The following is a 19,747-nucleotide window of genomic DNA, read 5'->3' as shown; positions in this document are numbered from 1 at the left end:
GGGTTTTGGTTCCGGGTGGGACTTTTGCTGTGATAGGCTGCAACGCCGAAAGAGAATGCGGGACCGGTCGTGCTGCGGAAACTCTCTACTTACCGACAGAAACGCGATTTCGAGAAGACACCGGAGCCGTCGGGCAAAACGGCAGTGGTGCCCTCGAAGCAACGGCGCTTCGTGATCCAGAAGCACGATGCGACGCGGCTGCACTACGATCTACGGCTCGAGTTCGACGGCGTCTTCAAGTCCTGGGCGGTGACGAAGGGGCCCTCGCTCGATCCGCACGACAAGCGGCTGGCCGTCGAGGTCGAGGACCACCCGCTCGACTATGGCGATTTCGAGGGCACGATTCCGGAGGGCCAGTACGGCGGCGGGACGGTCATGCTGTGGGACCGCGGCACCTGGGAATCCGAGGATCCCGAACGCGGTTTCAAGAAGGGCGACCTCAAGTTTACGCTTCACGGCGACAAGCTGCACGGCAGCTGGGTGCTGGTGCGCATGCGTCATGACCGCAGCGGCGGCAAGCGAACGAACTGGCTGCTGATCAAGCACCGCGACGAATATGCCAGCGAGGACGAGGATATTCTCAGCGAAGACAAGTCTGTGGCGTCCGGCCGCGCGATGGCGCAGATCGCCGGTGGCAGGGGCCGTGCGCCAAAGCCTTTCATGTTGGCGACGGGCGCCAAAGGCAAGGCAGATGCGGTCTGGCAGTCCAACCGCGCGGAGGAGCCGAAGGGGCGCACCGTCAAGCTGGCGCCACGCGCGGCGCTGAAGCGCGGCAGGATGTTCAATGACAGGGCTGTCAAGAAGAAAGTCACGACGGCCACGAGCGCCAGCAAAGTCTCGGAGATGCCGGATTTCGTGGCGCCGCAGCTCTGCACGCCGGTCGAGCGCCCGCCGGGCGCCGATGGCTGGTGCCACGAGATCAAGTTCGACGGCTATCGCGTGCAACTCCGCGTCGAGGACGGCGGAGCGACGCTGAAAACGCGCAAGGGACTCGACTGGACCGACAAGTTTGCTTCGATTGCGAAAGAGGCGGATTCGCTGCCGGACGCCATGATCGATGGCGAGATCGTCGCGCTCGACCACAACGGGGCACCGAACTTCTCCTCGCTCCAGGCCGCGCTATCGGACGGCAAGACCGAAGAGCTCATCTTCTTTGCCTTCGACCTCTTGTTTGCGGAAGGCCTCGACTATCGTCGTCTGCCGCTCAGCGAACGCAAAGCGCGGCTGAAGGAGCTGCTGGAGGCGCGCAAGCGCAAATCGAGCCAGATCCGCTATGTCGAGCATTTCGAGAGCGGCGGCGACGCCGTGCTGCAATCGGCCTGCAAGCTCGAGCTTGAGGGCGTGGTGTCGAAGAAGCTCGATGCGCCTTATCATTCGGGGCGGACAGAAAGCTGGACCAAGGCAAAATGCCGGGCCGGCCATGAGGTCGTGATCGGCGGCTACAAGACCACTAATGGCAAATTCCGTTCCCTGATGGCCGGCGTGCATCGCGGTGATCATCTCGCCTTCGTCGGCATGGTCGGTACCGGCTTCGGCGCCGACAAGGTCAAGCGCATCATGCCGCTGTTGAAAGAAGTGGCCTCGAACGAGAATCCCTTCGGCGGCAAGAACGCACCGAAAAAGGCGCGCGAGGTGCACTGGCTGAAGCCGGAGCTCGTCGCGGAGATCGAGTTCGCCGGCTTCACCGCCGACGGCAATATCCGCCAGGCAGCATTCAAGGGGCTGCGGCAGGACAAGCCGGCGGAGGAGGTCGAGGCGGAAGCGCCCGTGGATACCGAGCTGGCCGAGCCTTCCGCCAGGTCCCGGGCCAGAGCCAAGCCTGCCGCCCGGTCGAAGGCAAGCGGCGGCGCCGAGGTGATGGGCGTCGTGCTCTCCAAGCCGGACAAGGAGCTGTGGCCGGACGGCGGCGACGGCGAGGGCGTGACAAAACTCGATCTCGCGCGCTATTTCGAGGCCGTCGGTTCTTGGATGATCGAGCATCTGAAGGGACGTCCTTGCTCGATCGTGCGTGCGCCTGATGGCATCGGCGGCGAAAAATTCTTCCAGCGCCACGCCATGCAGGGCACTTCGAACCTGATCGAGCTGGCCAAGGTCTCAGGCGATCGCAAACCCTATCTGCAGATCGATCGCGTCGAGGGGCTCGCGGCCGTTGCGCAGGTCGGCGGCGTCGAGCTGCATCCCTGGAATTGCGCGCCCGGCGCTTATGACACGCCGGGCCGGCTGGTGTTCGATCTCGATCCCGCGCCGGATGTTGAGTTTGCGGATGTCGTAGAGGCAGCCAGGGAGATGCGGAAGCGCCTCACCGATGTCGGCATGGAGAGCTTTTGCAAGACCACCGGCGGCAAAGGCCTGCACGTGGTGGTGCCGCTGCTCCACGGCGCGCGGGACAAGGTGAGCTGGAAGGAGGCGAAAGCCTTCGCGCAAGGGGTCTGCCAATGGATGGCGGACGGCGATCCCGAGCGCTATCTGCTCAACATGTCGAAGAAGCTGCGCAACGGGAAGATCTTCCTGGACTATCTGCGCAACGATCGGATGTCGACGGCGGTGGCGCCGCTGTCCCCCCGCGCGCGAGATGGCGCCACCGTGTCGATGCCCGTCACTTGGGCGCAGGTGAAGAGCGATCTCGATCCGAGGCGGTACACGGTGCGGACGGTGCCCGGCTTGCTGGCGCGATCGAAGGCGTGGGATGGCTACGACGATGCAGCCGCATCGATCAAGGCGGCGATCAAGAAGCTGGCTGGGAAAATGAAGTAGGTGGGTCAGCCGAAGGCATAACCCACCACTTCTGTGTCTGCGGAAGCGAAAGAGGTGGTTTGCGCGGAGCGGACCGCGCTTCATACCGCGCTTCGTGCAGCCGCACGGCGGCTGACCCTCCCTACGTGCCTCGGCTAGATCCGCCCCAGCAGCAGCAAGATCAGCAGGATGACGATGACGAGTCCGAGGCCACCGCCGCCATAATAGCCGGTGCCGTAGAACGGGCCGCCGCCGATGCCGCTGAAGCCGCCGAGCAAGGCAATGACCAGAATGATCAGAATGATCGTACCGATAGACATGTGAATCTCCTCCAGCCCTTTGTCGAAAGGGTCGTTGCACCTGTCCCGTTGTTGGGGGCAACTTGCCGCAGGTTTTAAAGTTCCACCGATGAAACAGCGGTTGCACGGTCAACTTGCATGGAACCTTTGGCGCACGGGCCGGCATAATTATGTGAGGATCAACCACCCACAGGCAGGTCCATGTCAGCACCGCTTGTTGTCTCCATTCCCCACCGTCTCGGCCGCGAGGAGGCGGTGCGCCGGCTCAAGACCGGGCTCGGCCGCGCCGCGGCCAGCATTCCCGTGATGCAGGTCGAGGAGGAGCGCTGGAGCGGTGACAGCATGAATTTTCGTATCCGCGCGCTGGGGCAGATTGCGAGCGGCCAGGTCGACGTCGCCGACGACCATGTCAAGGTGCAGGTGGTGCTGCCCTGGCTGTTGCAGCGCTTTGCCGAGATGGCGCAGGCCACGATCCGCAAGCGCGGCCAGTTGCTGTTGGGCAAAGACGAGAAAAGCTAGCGTTCAAGCGCGGGTGCGCTGTCGCACCGGCTTCGCCGCACCCGCGGGGCGCGCCGGGATGACAGAAGCGGGAAAACCGCGGAGAGCCTGCGCGAGCGGCAGATCGTTGCCCGCGAGATCCGGCAAATTGTAGCCTGTGACGTCGATGGTGGCGTCGAAACCATCGAGCGTCGGCCATTCGCGTCCCGCCTGCGTGAAGGGTGCGAACTGGCGCCCGACCACGACGATCGCTGCGGCGCGGCCATGACGGCGAGCAAAGGCGACGACATGATCGGCATCTGCGCCCCGCACCTGAAGCGGCTGGTAGTCGCCTCGAGCGAAAACATCGGGGAGCTCGTTGCGCAGCTTGAGGAGGTGCCGCGTCCAGGCCAGCTTGAGCTGGCCGTCCGGCCAGCTCTTGATCAGATCATTCCAATCCGGATTGTCCAGCGTGCCCAGCGCCGCGTGTCGCGCGGGAAAATCCACCGGGCGGCGGTTGTCGGGATCGACCAGCGACAGGTCCCAGAATTCGGTGCCCTGGTAGAAGTCGGGCACGCCCGGCAATGTCGCCTTGAGCGTGAGCTGGCTTAGCGCGTTCAGCGCGCCGAGCAGCGCGACGCGGCGTATCAGGGTTTGCAGCGCCTCCAGGAATTCGCTGGATTGCGCCGGATCGAGGATCTTCGCGATGAAGCTCTTGACGCCGTTCTCATACGTCTCATGCGGGTTGAGCCAGCTCGTCTCCTCCTTGCCCTCGCGCGCGGCCTTGAGGGCATAGGCCTGGATACGCTCGACGAAACCGGCATCGGCCGTCTCCCCAAGCGACCAGGCGCCGAGCAGGGTCTGGTAGAGCATGTATTCGAATGTCGCCGACGGGGCACGCAGATTGCCTTCGAGCGCAATGTGCGGTGCGTTCACGATTTTCCAACGTGCCACCGCGCTGGTCCATTCGCCGGGAATTTCACTCAGGGCTGCGATCCGTGCGCGGGCGTCCTCGCCGCGTTTGGTGTCATGCGTGGCGGTCGCCGTCATCCCTTGCGGCCATTCCTTGGCGCGGGCCTGCATGGTCTCGTGGAAAGCGGAAACGGCGAGGCCGTTGCTCGCGGGATTGCCGCCGACCTCGTTCATCGCGAGCAGCCGGTGGAATTGATAGAACGCGGTGTCCTCGAGCGACTTCGCCATCATCGGCCCGGTGAACTGCTGCACCTTCAGCGCAAAGCGGCGCACCCGCCGGGCGCTGTGCGGGGGACGGCCAGGCTTGAGCAGGTCCATGGTGAGCGCGTCGCGCAGGAAGTCGAAAATGCCTTCGTCCGCGGCGAACCATTCCGCGCGAGCGCGCGCGATGGTGCCCTCGATCAGCTTGCGATCGTTCGCCGTTGGCGCGCTCGTCGTCAGGTAGGTGCGGTATACCGGGAAATGCAGCACATAGAGCTCGAGCGCCTGCCGCAGGCTGTCGGCTGAAAAGTCGCGCGTCGAGTAATGCCCGTTGGCGATGCGCGCAAGCAGGCGGGTCAGAACCGTGAATTCGCTGGTCAGCAGCGTCTCCAGTACGCGCCTTTTGGCGTCCTTGACGTAAGGCGCGAGCCGCGGCGGCTGGTTGCTGATCTGGCGCCAGGTTTCGTCCAGGGCCACAAGCCCCTTGGCGTCGACCAGAACGTGAGTGATGGCGTTCATCCACTCATAGCCGGTGGTGCCCTGGATGCCGGCGAAGTGCGGCAGGCGCTCGTGCTCGCACAGGATCTTCTCGATCACCGTATAGAACGGCTTCGTCGTGCCCTGCGCGTCGCGCACCAGCCGGCGCAGCCGCTGGCAATATTGCGCGGGATCGCGCAGGCCGTCGATATGGTCGAGGCGGATGCCCTGCAGTCTGCCCTCGGCAATGAGTTGCTTCACCAGCCGGTGCGTGGCGGCGAACGTGCCGGGGTCCTCGACGCGCAGTCCGGCGAGCCCGTTGACGTCAAAGAAGCGGCGATAGTTGATGTCGCTGGAGGCAAGCCGCCAGTGCCCGAGCTTGTAGTGCTGGCGTTCCAGCAGGTGATGCAGCGCCAGCGTCTGCGCGGGGCGGTCCTTGGCGGCGCGATAGGCGCCAAGGCCGCGCGCGATGATGTCGGCGCTGCCTGCGATCTCCTTAAGCTCCGCCTTGAAGCCGGGCGCTTCCTTGCGGTTGGGGCGGCGCAGTCCCGTGTAGCGCGCCGCAAGCGATAGCAGGCGCTTGCCGGCTTCTGTCTCGGCCGCGTCCGCTTCCTTTGCGATCATCCGCAGCATCTCGCCATAGCGCTCCGGCGCGATCGGCAGGCGGTGCTCGAAATACCAGGCCGAGAAGCTGCCTTCTCCGGAATCGTAGCGCAGCTCGATCTCGCCGCGTTCCAGTGCCTCGCCATAGGAGGCGCCGAGGATCGGGAGCAGCACGCCGTCGCGGGCGCGGTAGGGCAGCAGATCCCAGTCGATGTCGAAGGAAACTGCGTGCGGCGAAGTCTGGCCCCATTCCAGCACGTCCAGCCACCAGGGATTGTCGGCGAAGTGCACGCCGACATGGTTCGGTACGAAATCGATGATGAGGCCGAGGTCGTTCTGCGTCAGCGCCTCGCTCAGCCGCGCGAAGCCGGCCTCGCCGCCGAGCTCCGGATTGAACTGGCTGTGATCGACGGTGTCATAGCCGTGCGTCGAGCCTTTGCGGGCCTTCATCACCGGCGAGGTGTAGAGATGCGTGATCCCCAGCGCCTTCAGATAGGGCACCACCGCGGCGGCCTTGTCGAAGTCGAAATCCGCGGTGAGCTGAAGCCGGTAGGTTGCGAGAGGAACGGCTGGAGGCATGTCAACCTCCGAGGCGCCAGACCACCGACCAGGGCCGAAGCCGATCGTCGGCCGCGCTGCCCCAGATCGGGGTGCCCATGCCGACATGGGACGTGATCTCATGATCCGACAGATTGGCGACGAGGCGCAACGTCGCGCCATCTCCCATGCGCCAATGTGCGGTGAGCAGGCCGCCATCGGCTGCGGCGGCATCACCGAAGCGCGCACCTTTCAGTCGCGGGGCGATCTCTTTGCGGCGGAGTGCGAGCAGCTCCCGCACCAGCGCGAGACGCGCGTCCTGCTCCGGCGTGTGGCCGGTCCAGTCAAGCACGGCCGAGTGCAGCGTTGCCGGATCGAGCGGGTCGGGCACTTCGTCGCCGTACTTCTCATAGGCCCAGGCGTATTCCTGCTTGCGCCCCTTTCGGACGGCATCAGCCAGTTCGCCCTGGAAGTCGCAGAAGAACGGGAAGGGTGCGGTCGAGCCCCACTCCTCGCCCTGAAACAGCATCGGCACCATCGGCGCGAGCAGGGTCACCGCAAGCGCGGCTTCGATCTGCTTGGGCGATGTCAGGCTCTCGAGCCGATCGCCGAGCGGTCGGTTGCCGATCTGGTCATGGTTTTGCAGGAAGTTGACGAAGGTCGCCGGCGGCAGCTCGCCGCTTTTCTCGCCGCGCGGCTTCTTGCCCCAGAATTCCGAGATCTCGCCCTGATAGACGAAGCCGGAAGCGAGCGCGCGTGCGAGATCGAGGCGCGGCGTTTGATAGTCCGCGTAATAGCCGGCGAGCTCGCCGGTCAGCATCACGTGCCAGGCGTGGTGGTAGTCGTCGTTCCACTGTCCGCGATATTTGCCGTTCGGGGGCTCCTGCGCGGCGTCGAGCAGGCTCGCGCGATTGTCGCCGTTCTCCAGCACGAGATGGATATGCCGCCCCGTCGCCTTGGCAAGCTCGCCTGCGGCGACGCTGAGGTCTTGCAGCATCGATTGCTCGCCGGGGATTGCCATGATGTGATTGGCGGCATCCAGCCTCAGGCCGTCGAAGCGGTAGTCGCTGAGCCACGACAGCGCGTTCTCGACGGCGAAAGCGCGGACCTGCGGCACGCGATAATCGATCGCGCTGCCCCAGGGGGTGTGCGCGTCAGTGAAGAAGGCCGGCGCATAGCGACCGAGGTAATTCCCCTCGGGGCCGAAATGATTGTAGACGACGTCGAGGAACACCATCAGCCCGCGCAGATGTGCTTCGTCGATCAGCATCTTCAAATCATCGGGACGGCCATAGGCGCTGTCGGGGGCGTACCACAGCACGCCATCATAACCCCAGCCGCGGCGACCGGCGAAATCAGCCAGCGGCATCAGCTCGACCGCGGTGATGCCGGTCGCGACGAGATGATCGAGCTTGTCGACCATGGCGCCATAGGTGCCTTCCGCGGTGAAGGTGCCGACATGCGTTTCGATCAGCACCGTCTCCTCCCAGGGACGGCCGCGCCAATCGCGTGCGCGCCAGGCGAAGGCGTCATGATCGATCACCTCGCTCGGGCCGAACACGTCCTCGGCCTGGAATGCAGACGCCGGATCGGGCACGTCGATCTCGTCGTCGATCCTGAATTTGTAGTTGCTGCCAACGGCCAGGCCGGCAATCTCGGCGACATACCAGCCATCCTGCCGGCGCTGCATCGTGTGTCGTCTGTCGAGCAGGAGATCGACACGGCGCGCGGCGGGCGCCCACAGCCGGAACGACACGCCGTCCGTCGTCGGCCTCGCGCCGAAGGATGGCCTCATAGCGCCCCCGCGAAAGCGAGCACGGAGCGCGGCGGCGCCTTGCTGTCGCTTCCGGGCGGGAAGTCGATCGTGTTCAGCTTGGCGTCGGTCGTGTTCAGGATCTGCTGCCAGCTCTTGTATTCGGTCATTTTGGGCAATTTGAATGCGATCTCTTCGGGGGCGGCGTTCAGTACGATAAAGATCGCGGCGCTGCCCGGTTCCATCGGCCCCATCACATAGGAGAGAAACCGCCCTTCGGGGAATTTCCAGTCGCTTTCCGTCATTTCGTCGCCGGCCGGCGTCAGCCACAGCGCACCGTAGGAGATGCCGTCCTTGGGGCGGCCGTCGAGCCAGCGATGGCTGCGAAGCTGCGAGAACCGGCGGCGGATATCGGCGAGTTCGGCGACGAAATCGACCATGTCGTCGCCGTCCTTGCCGAGATTGTCCCAGCCGACCCAGCCGACCTCGTTGTCCTGGCAATAGGCGTTGTTGTTGCCGGATTGCGAATTCCCGACCTCGTCGCCGGCGAGGATCAGCGGAATGCCCTGCGCCAGCATGAGGCAGGCCAGCACGTTCTTGCGAAGCTGTCGGCGCAAGCTGAGGATCTGGGGATCGTCGGTCGGACCCTCGACACCGCAATTGTTGCTGTGGTTGTCGTTGGAGCCGTCGCGATTGTCCTCGCCGTTGGCCTCGTTGTGCTTCTCGTTGTAGCTGAAGAGATCGGCGAGGGTGAAACCGTCATGGACGGTGATGTGGTTGATGCTGGCGCGCGGTCGCCGTCCATCGTGGTTGAACAGGTCGGAAGACGCCGTCATGCGGCTGGAGATGTCGCCGATCAGGCTGCCTTCACCGCTCCAGTAGCGGCGCATGGCGCTGCGGTAGCGGTCGTTCCACTCCGACCATTGCGAGGGGAATGCGCCGACCTGGTAGCCGCCAAGGCCGAGATCCCAGGGTTCGGCGACGAGCTTGACGCTCGCCAGCACCGGATCCTGCCGGATCGCGGTGAGGAACGAGATGCCGCGATCATATCCGTTCGGCCCGCGCGCCAGCGTGGTGGCGAGGTCGAAACGGAAGCCGTCGACATGGCAGACCTCGACCCAGTAGCGCAGCGAATCCATCACCATCTGCAGCACGCGCGGATGGGCAAGGTTCACCGACGAACCGCAGCCGGTGAAGTCGTCGTAATAGCGCGGGTTCTCGCGGTTAAGCCAGTAATAGGAGGCGTTGTCGATGCCGCGGTAGCACAGCGTCGGGCCGAGATGGTTGCCCTCGGCGGTGTGGTTGTAGACGACGTCGAGCATCACCTCGATGCCGGCATCGTGCAGGCGCGCGACCGTGGTGCGGAAGGAATCGAGCGCGTTGTCCTGGGCGTAGCGCTGTTCAGGGGCGAAGAAGGACAAGGTGTTGTAGCCCCAGTAATTGGCGAGCTTCTTCTCCACCAATATGCGGTCGTCGACGAAGCTGTGCACCGGCAGAAGCTCGACCGTGGTGACGCCGAGCTTCTTCAGATGCTCGATCATCGCCGGCGAGGACAGGCCGCCATAGGTGCCCCGCAAATTCGGCGGCACGTCGTCGCGCTTCTGCGTCAGCCCCTTGATGTGGGCCTCGTAGATGATGGTGTCTTCCCAGGGGATGTTGGGCCGGATCTCGCGACGGCCCCAGTTGAAGGTCTCGTCGACGACGACGGCCTTGGGCATGCCGCGCGCATTGTCGCGCCGGTCGAAGGACAGGTCCTCGCGCGGGCTTCCGGTGCGATAGGCGAAATGCGCGTCACTCCAGACCAGCCGCCCGGAAAGCCGCTTGGCATAGGGGTCGAGCAGCAACTTGTTGGCGTTGAAGCGATGACCCTGCTCGGGCTCGTAGGGACCATGCACGCGGTAGCCGTAGAGCTGGCCGGGCGAGACGTCGTTGAGATAGCCGTGCCAGACATCCTCGGTGCGCTCCGGCAGCTCGATGCGCTCGAGTTCGCGGCGGCCTTGCGTGTCGAACAGGCACAGCTCGACCTTCTGCGCGTTGGCGGAGAACAGCGCGAAATTGGTGCCGCGTCCGTCCCAGCTTGCGCCGAGGCGTGCGGGCGATCCAGCAGTCAGGCGCATCGTTCAGCTTTCCGGAACGAGGAAGATCGCGGCGAGCGGCGGAATGGTGAGGCGGAGCTCGCCATTGACGGCATGGACTTCGCCGATGTTGCCGACATTGCTGCCGCCGTAATGGGCGGAGTCCGAGTTGAACACTTCCTTCCATTTGCCGCCGAAGGGTACGCGAACGCGGTAGTTGCGATAGACGTTGGGTGAGAAGTTGACGATCACCATGCACCGGGCGTGCTCGTCAAATCCCTTGCGCAGCCAGGCGAACACGTTGCGGTTGGCGTCGTCGGTGACCAGCCATTCGAAACCGGCCTGGTCGCAGTCCATCTGGTGCAGAGCGGGCACCGCGCGATAGAGCCGGTTGAGGTCGCGGATCAGCGCCTGGATGCCGGAATGGGTCTTGTACTCGAGCAGGTGCCAGTCGAGCGACTGGTCGTGATTCCATTCGCGGCTTTGCGCGATCTCGGCGCCCATGAACAGCAGCTTCTTGCCGGGATGGCCGAACATGAAGCTGTAATAGGCGCGCAAATTCGCAAAGCGCTGCCATTCGTCGCCGGGCATACGCCCCAGGATCGAGCGCTTGCCGTGTACGACCTCGTCATGCGACAGCGGCAGGATGAAATTTTCCGAGAAAGCGTAGTGCAGGCCGAACAGGATGTCGCCGTGATGATGCTTGCGGTGGATCGGATCCTTGCTGATGTAGTTCAGCGTGTCGTGCATCCAGCCCATGTTCCACTTGTAGCCGAAGCCGAGCCCGCCGAATTCGACCGGACGCGAGACCTGCGGCCAGGCGGTGGACTCTTCGGCGGCCGTGGTCGCCTGCGGGAAGCGCGCGAACAGCTCGGTGTTGAAGCGGCGCAGGAACGCGATCGCCTCGATGTTCTCCCGGCCGCCATGCTGGTTCGGAATCCACGCGCCGGGCGGACGGCTGTAGTCGAGGTAGAGCATGGACGCGACCGCATCGACGCGTAGCCCGTCGATCGCGTAGCGTTCGAGCCAGAACAGCGCGTTCGACACCAGGAAGTTCGTCACTTCGGTGCGGCCGTAATTGTAGATCAGCGTGCCCCAATCGAGGTGACGGCCCTGGAGCGGGTTGGCGTGCTCGTACAGCGCTGTGCCGTCAAAACTGCCCAGCCCATGCGGATCGTCGGGGAAGTGGCCGGGCACCCAGTCGAGCAGAACGCCGACGCCCTCGCGGTGGCAGGCATCGACCAGCGCGGCAAAATCCTCCGGCGTGCCGAAGCGGCTGGTCGGCCCGTAAAGGCCGGTGGGCTGATAGCCCCAGGAGCCGTCGAACGGATGCTCGCTGACGGGCAGGAATTCGAGATGGGTGAAGCCCATGTCGCGGGCATAGGCCGGCAGTTGCTCGGCCAGTTCGCGATAGGTCAGCCATTCGTCGCCGTTCTTGCGTCGCCACGAGCCGAGATGGACCTCGTAGATCGACATTGGCGCCGAGAGTGCGTTGATGCCGTCCGGCGCCGGGCGAGGTCGCGGCAGATGCGCCTCGTCGAACACGATGGAAGCGGTCTTCGGACGCACCTCGCTCGCAAACGCCATCGGGTCGGATTTCAGTGGCAGCAAGTGGCCGTGCGGCCCGACGATCTCGAACTTGTAGTGGTCGCCGGCCTTGGCGTGCGGGATGAACAACTCCCAATACCCGGCGCCGCGCACCCGCATGGGATGGCGCCGCCCGTCCCAGAAGTTGAAGTCGCCGACTACTGACACGCGCCGCGCATTTGGCGCTAGCACCACAAAGCCGATGCCGTCGATGCCTTCGAGCCGCATCGGATGGGCGCCGAGCTTGTCGTAAAGGCGCTGGTGGGTGCCTTCGCCGAGCAGATAGAGATCGAAATCGGTTAGGATCGGCGGGAAGCGATAAGCGTCCTCGAATTCGACGACGTTGTTGCCGAACTTCGCGCGGAGCTGATATCGCTTCGAGCCGTTCGGCAGGGCGCCGATGAACAGGCCGGAATCATGGACGCGGTCGAGCTTCGCCACCTCGCCGTGCTCGCCCACCGCCTCGACATTGGAGGCTTCGGGCAGAAACGCGCGCACCACGCTTTTGCCGCCCTCGGGATGCAGCCCGAGATAGTGGAAGGGGTCGGAGTGGCGGCCCTCGATGATCGCATAGGCCTCGGCAGGGAGTTTAGGCATAGGCTTCGCTCTCGGTACTGGACAGAATGCGAAGCAGTCCGGACAGCGGCGCATGGAGCCCCTCAGGCCGGTGGGACAGCTCGTACTCTACTTCGTCGAACGCTTGATCAAGCAGGAAAAACCTTAACAGGCCTGCCGCGCATTGCCGATCTTCCGGCCACAGCCGCCGATCGGTCATGGCTTCACGATAGGCGGTGAGGAACGTCGCGGTGGCGCGCTCGCGCCATTCGCCGAGCGCAGCCGCGAGCCGGTCCTGCTCGTCGGAGGCGCCCGTGAGCGCACGGTTGAGCGCCGCGTTAACCGAAAGATCAATCGAACGGATCAGGCCGGCGACGTCGCGCGCAGCAGGCAGCTTGCGCCGCTTGTCGGCCAGCGGCAAACGCCGATCTCCGTCGAAGTCGATGATGAAGATATCGTCCTTCACGATCAGCGTTTGCCCGAGGCGGAAGTCGCCATGATGACGGATGTTCAACCCGTCGATCCCGGAAGGCAATAGTGCATTCAGCCGGCCGGACAAGGATGCGCGCACCGCGGCGAGCTGATCGATCAGCGGCCGGTCCGCCTCCCGCAGGCCGTCGCGCCTGTCGGCCAGCCGCTCGAAAACCCGCTCGGCACGTGCCTTGAGGTCGGATGTCCAGCGCTTGATGTGTACGGAGCCGATCGGCTCCGGCGCGAGGTCGTCGGGCTTTGCGGCGGCCAGAGCCACATGCAGCTCGGCGAGCCGCCGGCCGATCTGCGCCATGAAGTGCAGATATGGCGCTTGCTCCTGGGTCTCGCCGGGCATCTCGCCCGGTGGCAGCACCCGCTGCTCGTCGATATAGCGGTCGAGATAGCCCGCGGTGACGGCCCAGCCGTCGCCCTGGTTCTCGACATAGGCGTGCAGCACGCCGAGCGCGCTGCGGCTGTCGCCTTCGACCAGCTCGACGCTGCCGAGCAGCGCCGGCGTGTTGGCGAAGCGGGCGATTTCAGTGAGGTAGGAGCCGATCTCGATCTCGGGATTGATGCCGCCTTCGAGCTGGCGATAGATCTTGGCGACATACTGGTTGTCGACCAGCGCGGTGCTGTTCGATTGCTCGATCGCGCGGATGCGTTCGGGCTCCTTGATGGTGTAGTCGGCAAACCGGCTGGTCGCTTTGAACTCCAGCCGCAGATTGTTCTCTTCCACCACCAGGTTCTGCGACAGGTTGCGCAGGAACAGGCCGATGAAGATCTGCTCGGTTGCCACATCCAGCAACGTGCCTTCGCGGGCACCCTGGCGCACGGCGGCGAGCGCCCTCGGGTTGAAGCGTTCGCGGTCGAAGCGCACCCACTCGATCTGCATCGGCAGCACGTAGCGCGTGGTGACGTCGTCCTGCGCCGCCTCGAAGAACGCGATCCAGGGCCTGTTGTCGCCGATGTCGCAGAACGGCACCGCCGAGGTCAGCGTGGGCTTGATGTGCTTTGGATTCTGCTCCGGATACCAGCGCGTGCGCGACAGGAATCCCGGCAGCACCTCGTGCTCGAACACGCCGCGCTCGCGCGCCAGTGACACCCAGGTCGAGTTCACCGGCACCACCAGCGTCTCGAATTCCGGCACCGCGCGCGGCGTCACCGGCTCGGACTTGTCGCGCTCGGTGAGCTGGAACCAGTAGAAGCCATAGGGCCCCAGCGTGACCATGTAAGGCAGTTCGCCGATCGCCGGAAAACGCGTGCGGCCGAGCATCTCCTGCGGGATGCGGTCCGCCCATGGCGACAGATCGAGCTCGGTCGCCTGGGCCGCGCGCGACAAATTGGCGACGCAGAGGATCACCTCGTCGCGGTACTGCCGGACATAGGCCAGCACGGCGCGGTTGGCCGGGCGGATGAAGGTCATGGTGCCGCGGCCTAAGGCGAGCGTCGACTTGCGCACCGAGATCAGCCGTTTGGTGGCGCTGAGCAGAGAGGACAGGCTGCGCGACTGCGCTTCCACGTTCACCGATTCGTAGCCGTAGACCGGATCCATGATCAGCGGCGCGTAGAGGCGCGCCGGGTCGCAGCGCGAGAAGCCGCCGTTGCGGTCCGGGCTCCACTGCATCGGTGTGCGCACACCGTTGCGGTCGCCGAGATAGATGTTGTCGCCCATCCCGATCTCGTCGCCGTAATAGATGATCGGCGTGCCGGGGAAGGACAGCAGCAGCGAGTTCATCAGCTCGATCTTGCGCCGGTCGTTGTCCATCAACGGCGCAAGGCGCCGGCGGATGCCGACATTGATGCGCGCCCGCGGATCGTTGGCGTAGGTGGTCCAGAGATAGTCGCGCTCGACGTCGGTCACCATCTCCAGCGTCAGTTCGTCATGGTTGCGCAGGAACAGCGCCCATTGGCAGCTTGCCGGAATGTCCGGCGTCTGGCGCAGGATGTCGGTGATCGGGAAGCGGTCCTCCTGTGCGATCGCCATGTAGATGCGCGGCATCAGCGGGAAGTGGTAGGCCATGTGGCACTCGTCGCCGCGGCCGAAATATTCCTGCACGTCCTCCGGCCATTGATTGGCCTCGGCCAGCAGCAGCTTGCCCTTGGAGTAGGAATCCAGCTCCTGGCGCAGGCGCTTGATGATCGCATGCGTCTCCGGGAGGTTCTCGTTCGAGGTGCCTTCGCGCTCGCAGAGATAGGGAATGGCGTCCAGGCGGAAGCCGTCGACGCCGGCATCGAGCCAGCGCTTCATCACCTGGATGAGGGCGCTGACGACGCGCGGATTGTCGAAATTGAGGTCCGGCTGGTGCGAGAAGAAGCGGTGCCAGTAGAAGGCGCCGGCCTCGTGATCCCAGGTCCAGTTCGACTTTTCGGTGTCGGTGAAGATGATGCGGGTGCCCTGGTATTTCTGGTCGGTGTCGCTCCAGACATACCAGTTGCGGGCGCTCGAGCCCGGATGGCTACGGCGCGCGCGCTTGAACCAATTGTGCTGGTCCGAGGTGTGGTTGACGACGAGCTCGGTGATGACGCGCAATCCGCGCTTCTGCGCTTCCTGGATGAAGCGTTTGAAATCCTTCATTGTCCCGAAATCGGGATTGACCGCGCCGTAGTCGGCGATGTCGTAGCCGTCGTCGCGGCCGGGCGAGGGATAGAACGGCAACAGCCACAGCGCGGTGACGCCGAGCTCCTGAAGATAAGCCAGCTTCTCGGTCAGTCCGGCGAAGTCGCCGATGCCATCATGGTTGCTGTCGGCAAATGCCTTGACGTGGAGCTGGTAGATGATCGCGTCCTTGTACCAGAGCTCATCCACGATCTCAGCAGCCTCGGCTTTCTTGGTGTCGACGGAAGGCAATACGTTCATGGCGTGCGCCTTTACGCCAGGCAGCGGAACAGCAGCGCCGGATCGCGGTCGGGATCGATACGCAACCTGATCCCGCCCCATTCGATGCGGGACTGTTCGCCGGTGAGGAGGTTTTCGAGTGCCGACACATGGTGTCGCTGCCCGCCGGCGTCAACCGTGACGTCGCCGAGCGGCAGCCAGAATTCGCGCACGTGGCGCGACAGCGCAATCAGGACCACGACGATGTTGGCCGGGTCGGTCGCCTCCTTCACGAAGGCGATCGTCTCGCCGTCCTCGATGCCGAGGAAGCGCAGATTCGCCGTCTGCTGAAGGGCTACGTTTTCGTTGCGGATGCGATTGAGCTCCGTGATGTAGGACTTGATGTTGCCGGGCTTGTCCCAGTCGCGCTGCTTGATCTGGTATTTCTCGGAGTCGAGATATTCCTCGCGGCCGGGAATTGCGTCGTGCTCCAGCAACTCGAACCCGCTGTAGACACCGTAATTGCCGGACAATGTCGCGGCCAGCGCGACGCGCGATTTGAACTCCCAGATCTCGCCGCCCTGGAGCTGATAGGGCAGCAGGTCGGGCGTGCTCACGAACAGGTTCGGCCGATAGAAGTCACGTTCGGGATAACGCGTCAGCTCGCCGAGATATTGCTCCAGCTCCCACTTCGCGGTGCGCCACGGAAAATAGCTGAAGGATTGCGCAAAGCCGAGCTTGGCGAGGCCCGTCATCAGCTTTGGCCGCGCAAAGGTCTTGGAGAACAGGATCACTTCGGGATGCCGGCGGCGGATGTCGCGGATCAGCCACTCCCAGAAAGCGAGCGGCGCGGTGTCGTGATTGTCGATGGCGAAGATGGTGACGCCGTGGTCGATCCAGAACAGCATGGCATCGCGAAACGCGTTCCACAGTCCGGCCCGGTCGACGGACGTGAAATCGGGGATGACGATATCGGAATAGGGCCCGTCCGCCGTCCGTACCGAGCGGTCCGGCCGCCATCTGAACCACTCCGGATGCTGCGTCAGCCACGGGTGGTCCGGCGAGCATTGCACGGCGAAGTCGAGCGCGAGCTCGAGGCCGTATTCCAGGCAAGTCGCGACCAGCGCGCGGAAATCCTCGATCGTGCCGAGTTCCGGATGCAGCGCATCGTGGCCGCCCTCAGTGGCGCCGATCGCATAAGGCGAGCCGGGATCGCCTTCGGTCGCTACCGGCGCGTTGTTGCGGCCCTTGCGGCGGGTGCGGCCAATGGGGTGGATCGGCGTGAAGTAGAGCACGTCAAAGCCCATCGCGGCAATGTCGGGTACGCGCGCGATGCAGTCGCGGAGCGTGCCGTGCCGGCCTGGGATCCGGCTCTGGCTGCGCGGCATCATCTGATACCAGGCGCCAAAGCGCGCCTTGTCGCGGTCGACGATAAGCGGGAAGGGCGCCGAGCGAGTGAGATCAGGCCGCGACTGGCTCTCGGCCATGGCTTCGCCAAGCTCGGTTGCAAGCAGCGGGGCGACGTCGCCGGTCTGAAGATAGTCCTCGCATTGCCTGACGATCACAGCCGCGGCGTCCTGCTGCGCGCCATGCGCCTTGGTCAGGAGACCGGCACCCTCGATCGCATCGAGGCTGACATCCGCACCAGTGCGCTGCTTGCGCGCAACCCCATGCGACCACGTCGCAAACTCGTCGGTCCAGGCTTCGATCGCATAGACATATTGGCCGGGCTCGACGGGTGTGAACGCGCCGGACCAGCGGTCATTGCCGTGAGGGATCATCGGCTCGCTCCGCCATTCGCGGTCCTGCTCTTGTCGCCAGATCAGCGCTGCGCCGATCACGGCGTCGCCGTCGCGGTAGATGTCGGCCCAGACCTCGACCCGTTCGCGCGCGATCCGCTTCACGGGGAAGCGGCCGCCGTCGATCAAGGGATAAACGTCTTCGATGAGGAAAGCGCTGCCAGCTGCTGCACTCTCGACAGTTTGAATTGTCTTGTTCACGGTGATGCCATTGACAAGAAAGCAGGAGCCCGTTTCCCTATCGGGAACCTACGCTTGATACCTATATAGAAAGCCGCTTGTGTGTCATTGGTTCCCTTGGGAACGGCAGGCGCGGTTTGCGACTTAACCCCGACTAACCTCTTCCGCGACCTCGTTAAAATCGATGCCCCCGGCCAAAGAATGGCCTGCAAGCTGCGTGCCGAATGGATCTTTTAGCTCAAGCCCGGATCAAGGGCGTTCAATCCGAATTCGTCGATGCCCTCGGAAAGCTGCGGATCACCGATCCCGCGGCCCTCAAATCCATCCTCGACGCCCTGCCGGCGAAGCGGGTTTACCGCTTCGTCAGCGGGCCTGTGGTGGTACGCGCCTTGGGACACCCGCGCACTGAATTGGTGACAATCGGGGCGCCGCCGCTCAAATGGAAGATGACCGGCAACGCTAACGTGATCGCGCAAGGCGAGACGCGCGAGCCCCTAATTGCCTGGCCCGCCGGCCTGCCGCTCGGCTATCACCGCCTGACGCTGACCGATGCCGAAGGCGTGACGGAAGAGGTGCCGATGATCGTGGCGCCCGAACGGGCCTTTGGCGGCGATTTCGACCGCGGCTGGCTGCTTGCCGTGCAGCTCTACAGCGTCCGTTCGGACCGCAATTGGGGTATCGGCGATTTCACTGACCTGGCCGATCTCGTCCGGCTCGCCAAGCAGTTGGGAGCCGACGGCGTCGGGCTCAATCCCCTGCATGTGTTGTTCGACAACCATCCGGCCGATTGCAGCCCCTATTCGCCGAACAGCCGGTTGTTTCTCAATCCGCTCTATATCGACGTCGAGGCGATCCCGGAATTTTCCGCCGACCTCGTCCCCGATGCGACTGCGACCGCCGCGCGGCTCCGTGAAGGCGATCGTGTGCCCTATGCGGACATGGCGGCCTTGAAATGGCTCGGCCTGCGTGCCGCCTTCAACAGCTTCGTGAAAAGCGCGAGCGGCGTCCGCCGCAACCAGTTCGACGCCTTCCGCGCGGCTCGCGCGCCGCTGTTGTCCCGTTTTGCCTGCTTTGAGGTGCTGCGCCATCGCTTCACGGCGCCGTGGTGGGAATGGCCGCTGGAATGGCAGCAGCCGGATGAGGCGAAATGCGCCGGGCTGCGCAACGGGCCCGATAAGCACGACGTCGAGTTCGTCGAATTCGTGCAATGGACCGCCGATAGCCAATTGCATGCCGCCAAGGAGCTGGCCGGCCAGCTCGGCATGCGCGTCGGCCTCTATCTCGACGTCGCCGTCGGCGTGCAGTCCAACGGCTTCGATGCCTGGAATGAGCAGATGGCGATTTCCCGCCATCTCGCCGTCGGCGCGCCGCCCGACGTGCTCAACACGGTCGGACAGGACTGGGGCCTTGCCGGCTTCAATGCCGGCGGCCTGGAGGCCCAGTCCTTCGTGCCGTTCGCCGACATGCTGGCCGCCTCGATGCGGCATGCCGGCGCGATCCGGCTCGATCACGTGCTGGGCTTGAAGCGGCTGTATCTGGTGCCGCGCGGCTTCAAGCCGGACAATGGTGCCTATGTGCAGATGCCGTTCGAGGCGCTGCTGGGCGCCGTGGTGCGCGAGAGCGCGGCGAACAAATGCATCGTGATCGGCGAGGACCTCGGCACCGTGCCGGAAGGTTTCCGCGAGACCATGCAGGATTTCGGCATCTGGTCCTACCTCGTCATGATGTTCGAGCGCGACGATTCCGGGCATTTCCGCGATACCGATCATTACCGGCCCAACGCGCTGGTCACGCTGAACACGCATGATCTGTGCACCTATGCCGGTTGGCGCACCTTCAGCGATCTCAGGATGAAGGTCTCGCTCGGGCTCGACCCCGGCGAGGACGACCAGGCGCGCTGGAATGCGCTGGGCCAGCTCGACGAGATCCTGCGCCAGAACGGCATCAACGCCAACGACCTCTATTCGGTGCTCGCCTTCCTGTCGCGCACGCCGTCGCGGCTGCTCGCGGTGTCGCTCGAGGATCTGCTCGGCGTGATCGACCAGCCCAACATTCCCGGCACGATCGACGAGCATCCGAACTGGCGCCAGCGCCTGCCTGTTACGCTCGATAAGATCGCCTCGAAGGTCGATCTCGCGGCTTTGAAGGCCGCGACGCGGGAACGCTCCTTGCCCGGCGGGCGTTGATCGCCGGGGTCTTGCAGGACGCCGTTT

Annotated in this window: 10 protein-coding genes; 3 read left to right on the top strand and 7 right to left on the bottom strand. The window is 64.5% G+C overall.

Going from position 1 to position 19,747, the window contains the following annotated elements; genetic code table 11:
• Window positions 1-69 precede the first annotated feature (69 nt).
• Entirely contained in the window at window positions 70-2,754 is a 2,685-nt protein-coding gene (ligD, locus tag QCM77_RS10260) for a DNA ligase D (RefSeq protein WP_279659489.1), read from the top strand.
• 134 nt (window positions 2,755-2,888) lie between these two features.
• Here the strand turns inward: ligD and QCM77_RS10255 are convergent, their stop codons facing one another.
• Window positions 2,889-3,053 carry a DUF3309 family protein gene (locus tag QCM77_RS10255; RefSeq protein WP_007595743.1) on the bottom strand — a complete coding sequence of 55 codons (165 nt, stop codon included), beginning with the start codon at window positions 3,051-3,053 and terminating at the stop codon, window positions 2,889-2,891.
• A gap of 180 nt (window positions 3,054-3,233) precedes the next feature.
• Here QCM77_RS10255 and QCM77_RS10250 point away from each other — a divergent pair, with 180 nt between their 5' ends.
• Window positions 3,234-3,551: a polyhydroxyalkanoic acid system family protein gene (locus QCM77_RS10250; protein ID WP_247442824.1), complete on the top strand. Its 318-nt coding sequence runs from the start codon at window positions 3,234-3,236 to the stop codon at window positions 3,549-3,551.
• Window positions 3,552-3,554: 3 nt separating this feature from the next.
• Here QCM77_RS10250 and treY read toward each other — a convergent pair whose 3' ends face one another.
• The 6 genes from treY to QCM77_RS10220 are packed head-to-tail and all read right to left on the bottom strand — an operon-like array spanning window position 3,555 to window position 17,555.
• Window positions 3,555-6,341, bottom strand: a complete 2,787-nt coding sequence (gene treY / locus QCM77_RS10245; RefSeq protein WP_279659490.1) for a malto-oligosyltrehalose synthase — start codon at window positions 6,339-6,341, stop codon at window positions 3,555-3,557.
• A gap of 1 nt (window position 6,342) precedes the next feature.
• The gene (gene treZ, locus QCM77_RS10240) at window positions 6,343-8,094 is read right to left on the bottom strand and encodes a malto-oligosyltrehalose trehalohydrolase (protein ID WP_279659491.1); all 1,752 of its coding nucleotides are present in this window, start codon (window positions 8,092-8,094) and stop codon (window positions 6,343-6,345) included.
• The gene (gene glgX / locus QCM77_RS10235; RefSeq protein WP_279659492.1) at window positions 8,091-10,169 is read right to left on the bottom strand and encodes a glycogen debranching protein GlgX; all 2,079 of its coding nucleotides are present in this window, start codon (window positions 10,167-10,169) and stop codon (window positions 8,091-8,093) included. Before glgX ends, treZ begins: the two co-directional genes overlap by 4 nt.
• Window positions 10,170-10,172: 3 nt before the next feature.
• Window positions 10,173-12,311, bottom strand: coding sequence for a 1,4-alpha-glucan branching protein GlgB (glgB, locus tag QCM77_RS10230; protein ID WP_279683211.1), 2,139 nt, complete (start codon window positions 12,309-12,311; stop codon window positions 10,173-10,175).
• Window positions 12,304-15,597 carry a maltose alpha-D-glucosyltransferase gene (gene treS / locus QCM77_RS10225; protein WP_279683209.1) on the bottom strand — a complete coding sequence of 1,098 codons (3,294 nt, stop codon included), beginning with the start codon at window positions 15,595-15,597 and terminating at the stop codon, window positions 12,304-12,306. The genes glgB and treS overlap by 8 nt, the downstream gene beginning before the upstream one ends.
• Before the next feature lie 11 nt (window positions 15,598-15,608).
• Entirely contained in the window at window positions 15,609-17,555 is a 1,947-nt protein-coding gene (locus tag QCM77_RS10220; protein ID WP_279683207.1) for a maltotransferase domain-containing protein, read from the bottom strand.
• A gap of 203 nt (window positions 17,556-17,758) precedes the next feature.
• Here QCM77_RS10220 and malQ point away from each other — a divergent pair, with 203 nt between their 5' ends.
• Complete coding sequence (gene malQ, locus QCM77_RS10215) at window positions 17,759-19,720, top strand: 4-alpha-glucanotransferase (RefSeq protein WP_279683206.1); 1,962 nt, start codon at window positions 17,759-17,761, stop codon at window positions 19,718-19,720.
• Window positions 19,721-19,747: the final 27 nt, after the last annotated feature.

The sequence above is a fragment of the Bradyrhizobium nivariense genome, assembly GCF_029846695.2.
Classification (GTDB): Bacteria; Pseudomonadota; Alphaproteobacteria; order Rhizobiales; family Xanthobacteraceae; genus Bradyrhizobium.
Note: the sequence above shows the minus strand (reverse complement) of the source record. Positions and strands in the feature narration are given on the sequence as shown.

Bases quoted from the DNA above. Each gene is read 5' to 3' on its own strand.
- treZ (WP_279659491.1), bottom strand. From the start codon at position 8,094: ATGAGGCCATCCTTCGGCGCGAGGCCGACGACGGACGGCGTGTCGTTC.
- glgB (WP_279683211.1), bottom strand. From the start codon at position 12,311: ATGCCTAAACTCCCTGCCGAGGCCTATGCGATCATCGAGGGCCGCCAC.
- treY (WP_279659490.1), bottom strand. From the start codon at position 6,341: ATGCCTCCAGCCGTTCCTCTCGCAACCTACCGGCTTCAGCTCACCGCG.
- QCM77_RS10250 (WP_247442824.1), top strand. From the start codon at position 3,234: ATGTCAGCACCGCTTGTTGTCTCCATTCCCCACCGTCTCGGCCGCGAG.
- malQ (WP_279683206.1), top strand. From the start codon at position 17,759: ATGGATCTTTTAGCTCAAGCCCGGATCAAGGGCGTTCAATCCGAATTC.
- glgX (WP_279659492.1), bottom strand. From the start codon at position 10,169: ATGCGCCTGACTGCTGGATCGCCCGCACGCCTCGGCGCAAGCTGGGAC.
- QCM77_RS10255 (WP_007595743.1), bottom strand. From the start codon at position 3,053: ATGTCTATCGGTACGATCATTCTGATCATTCTGGTCATTGCCTTGCTC.
- treS (WP_279683209.1), bottom strand. From the start codon at position 15,597: ATGAACGTATTGCCTTCCGTCGACACCAAGAAAGCCGAGGCTGCTGAG.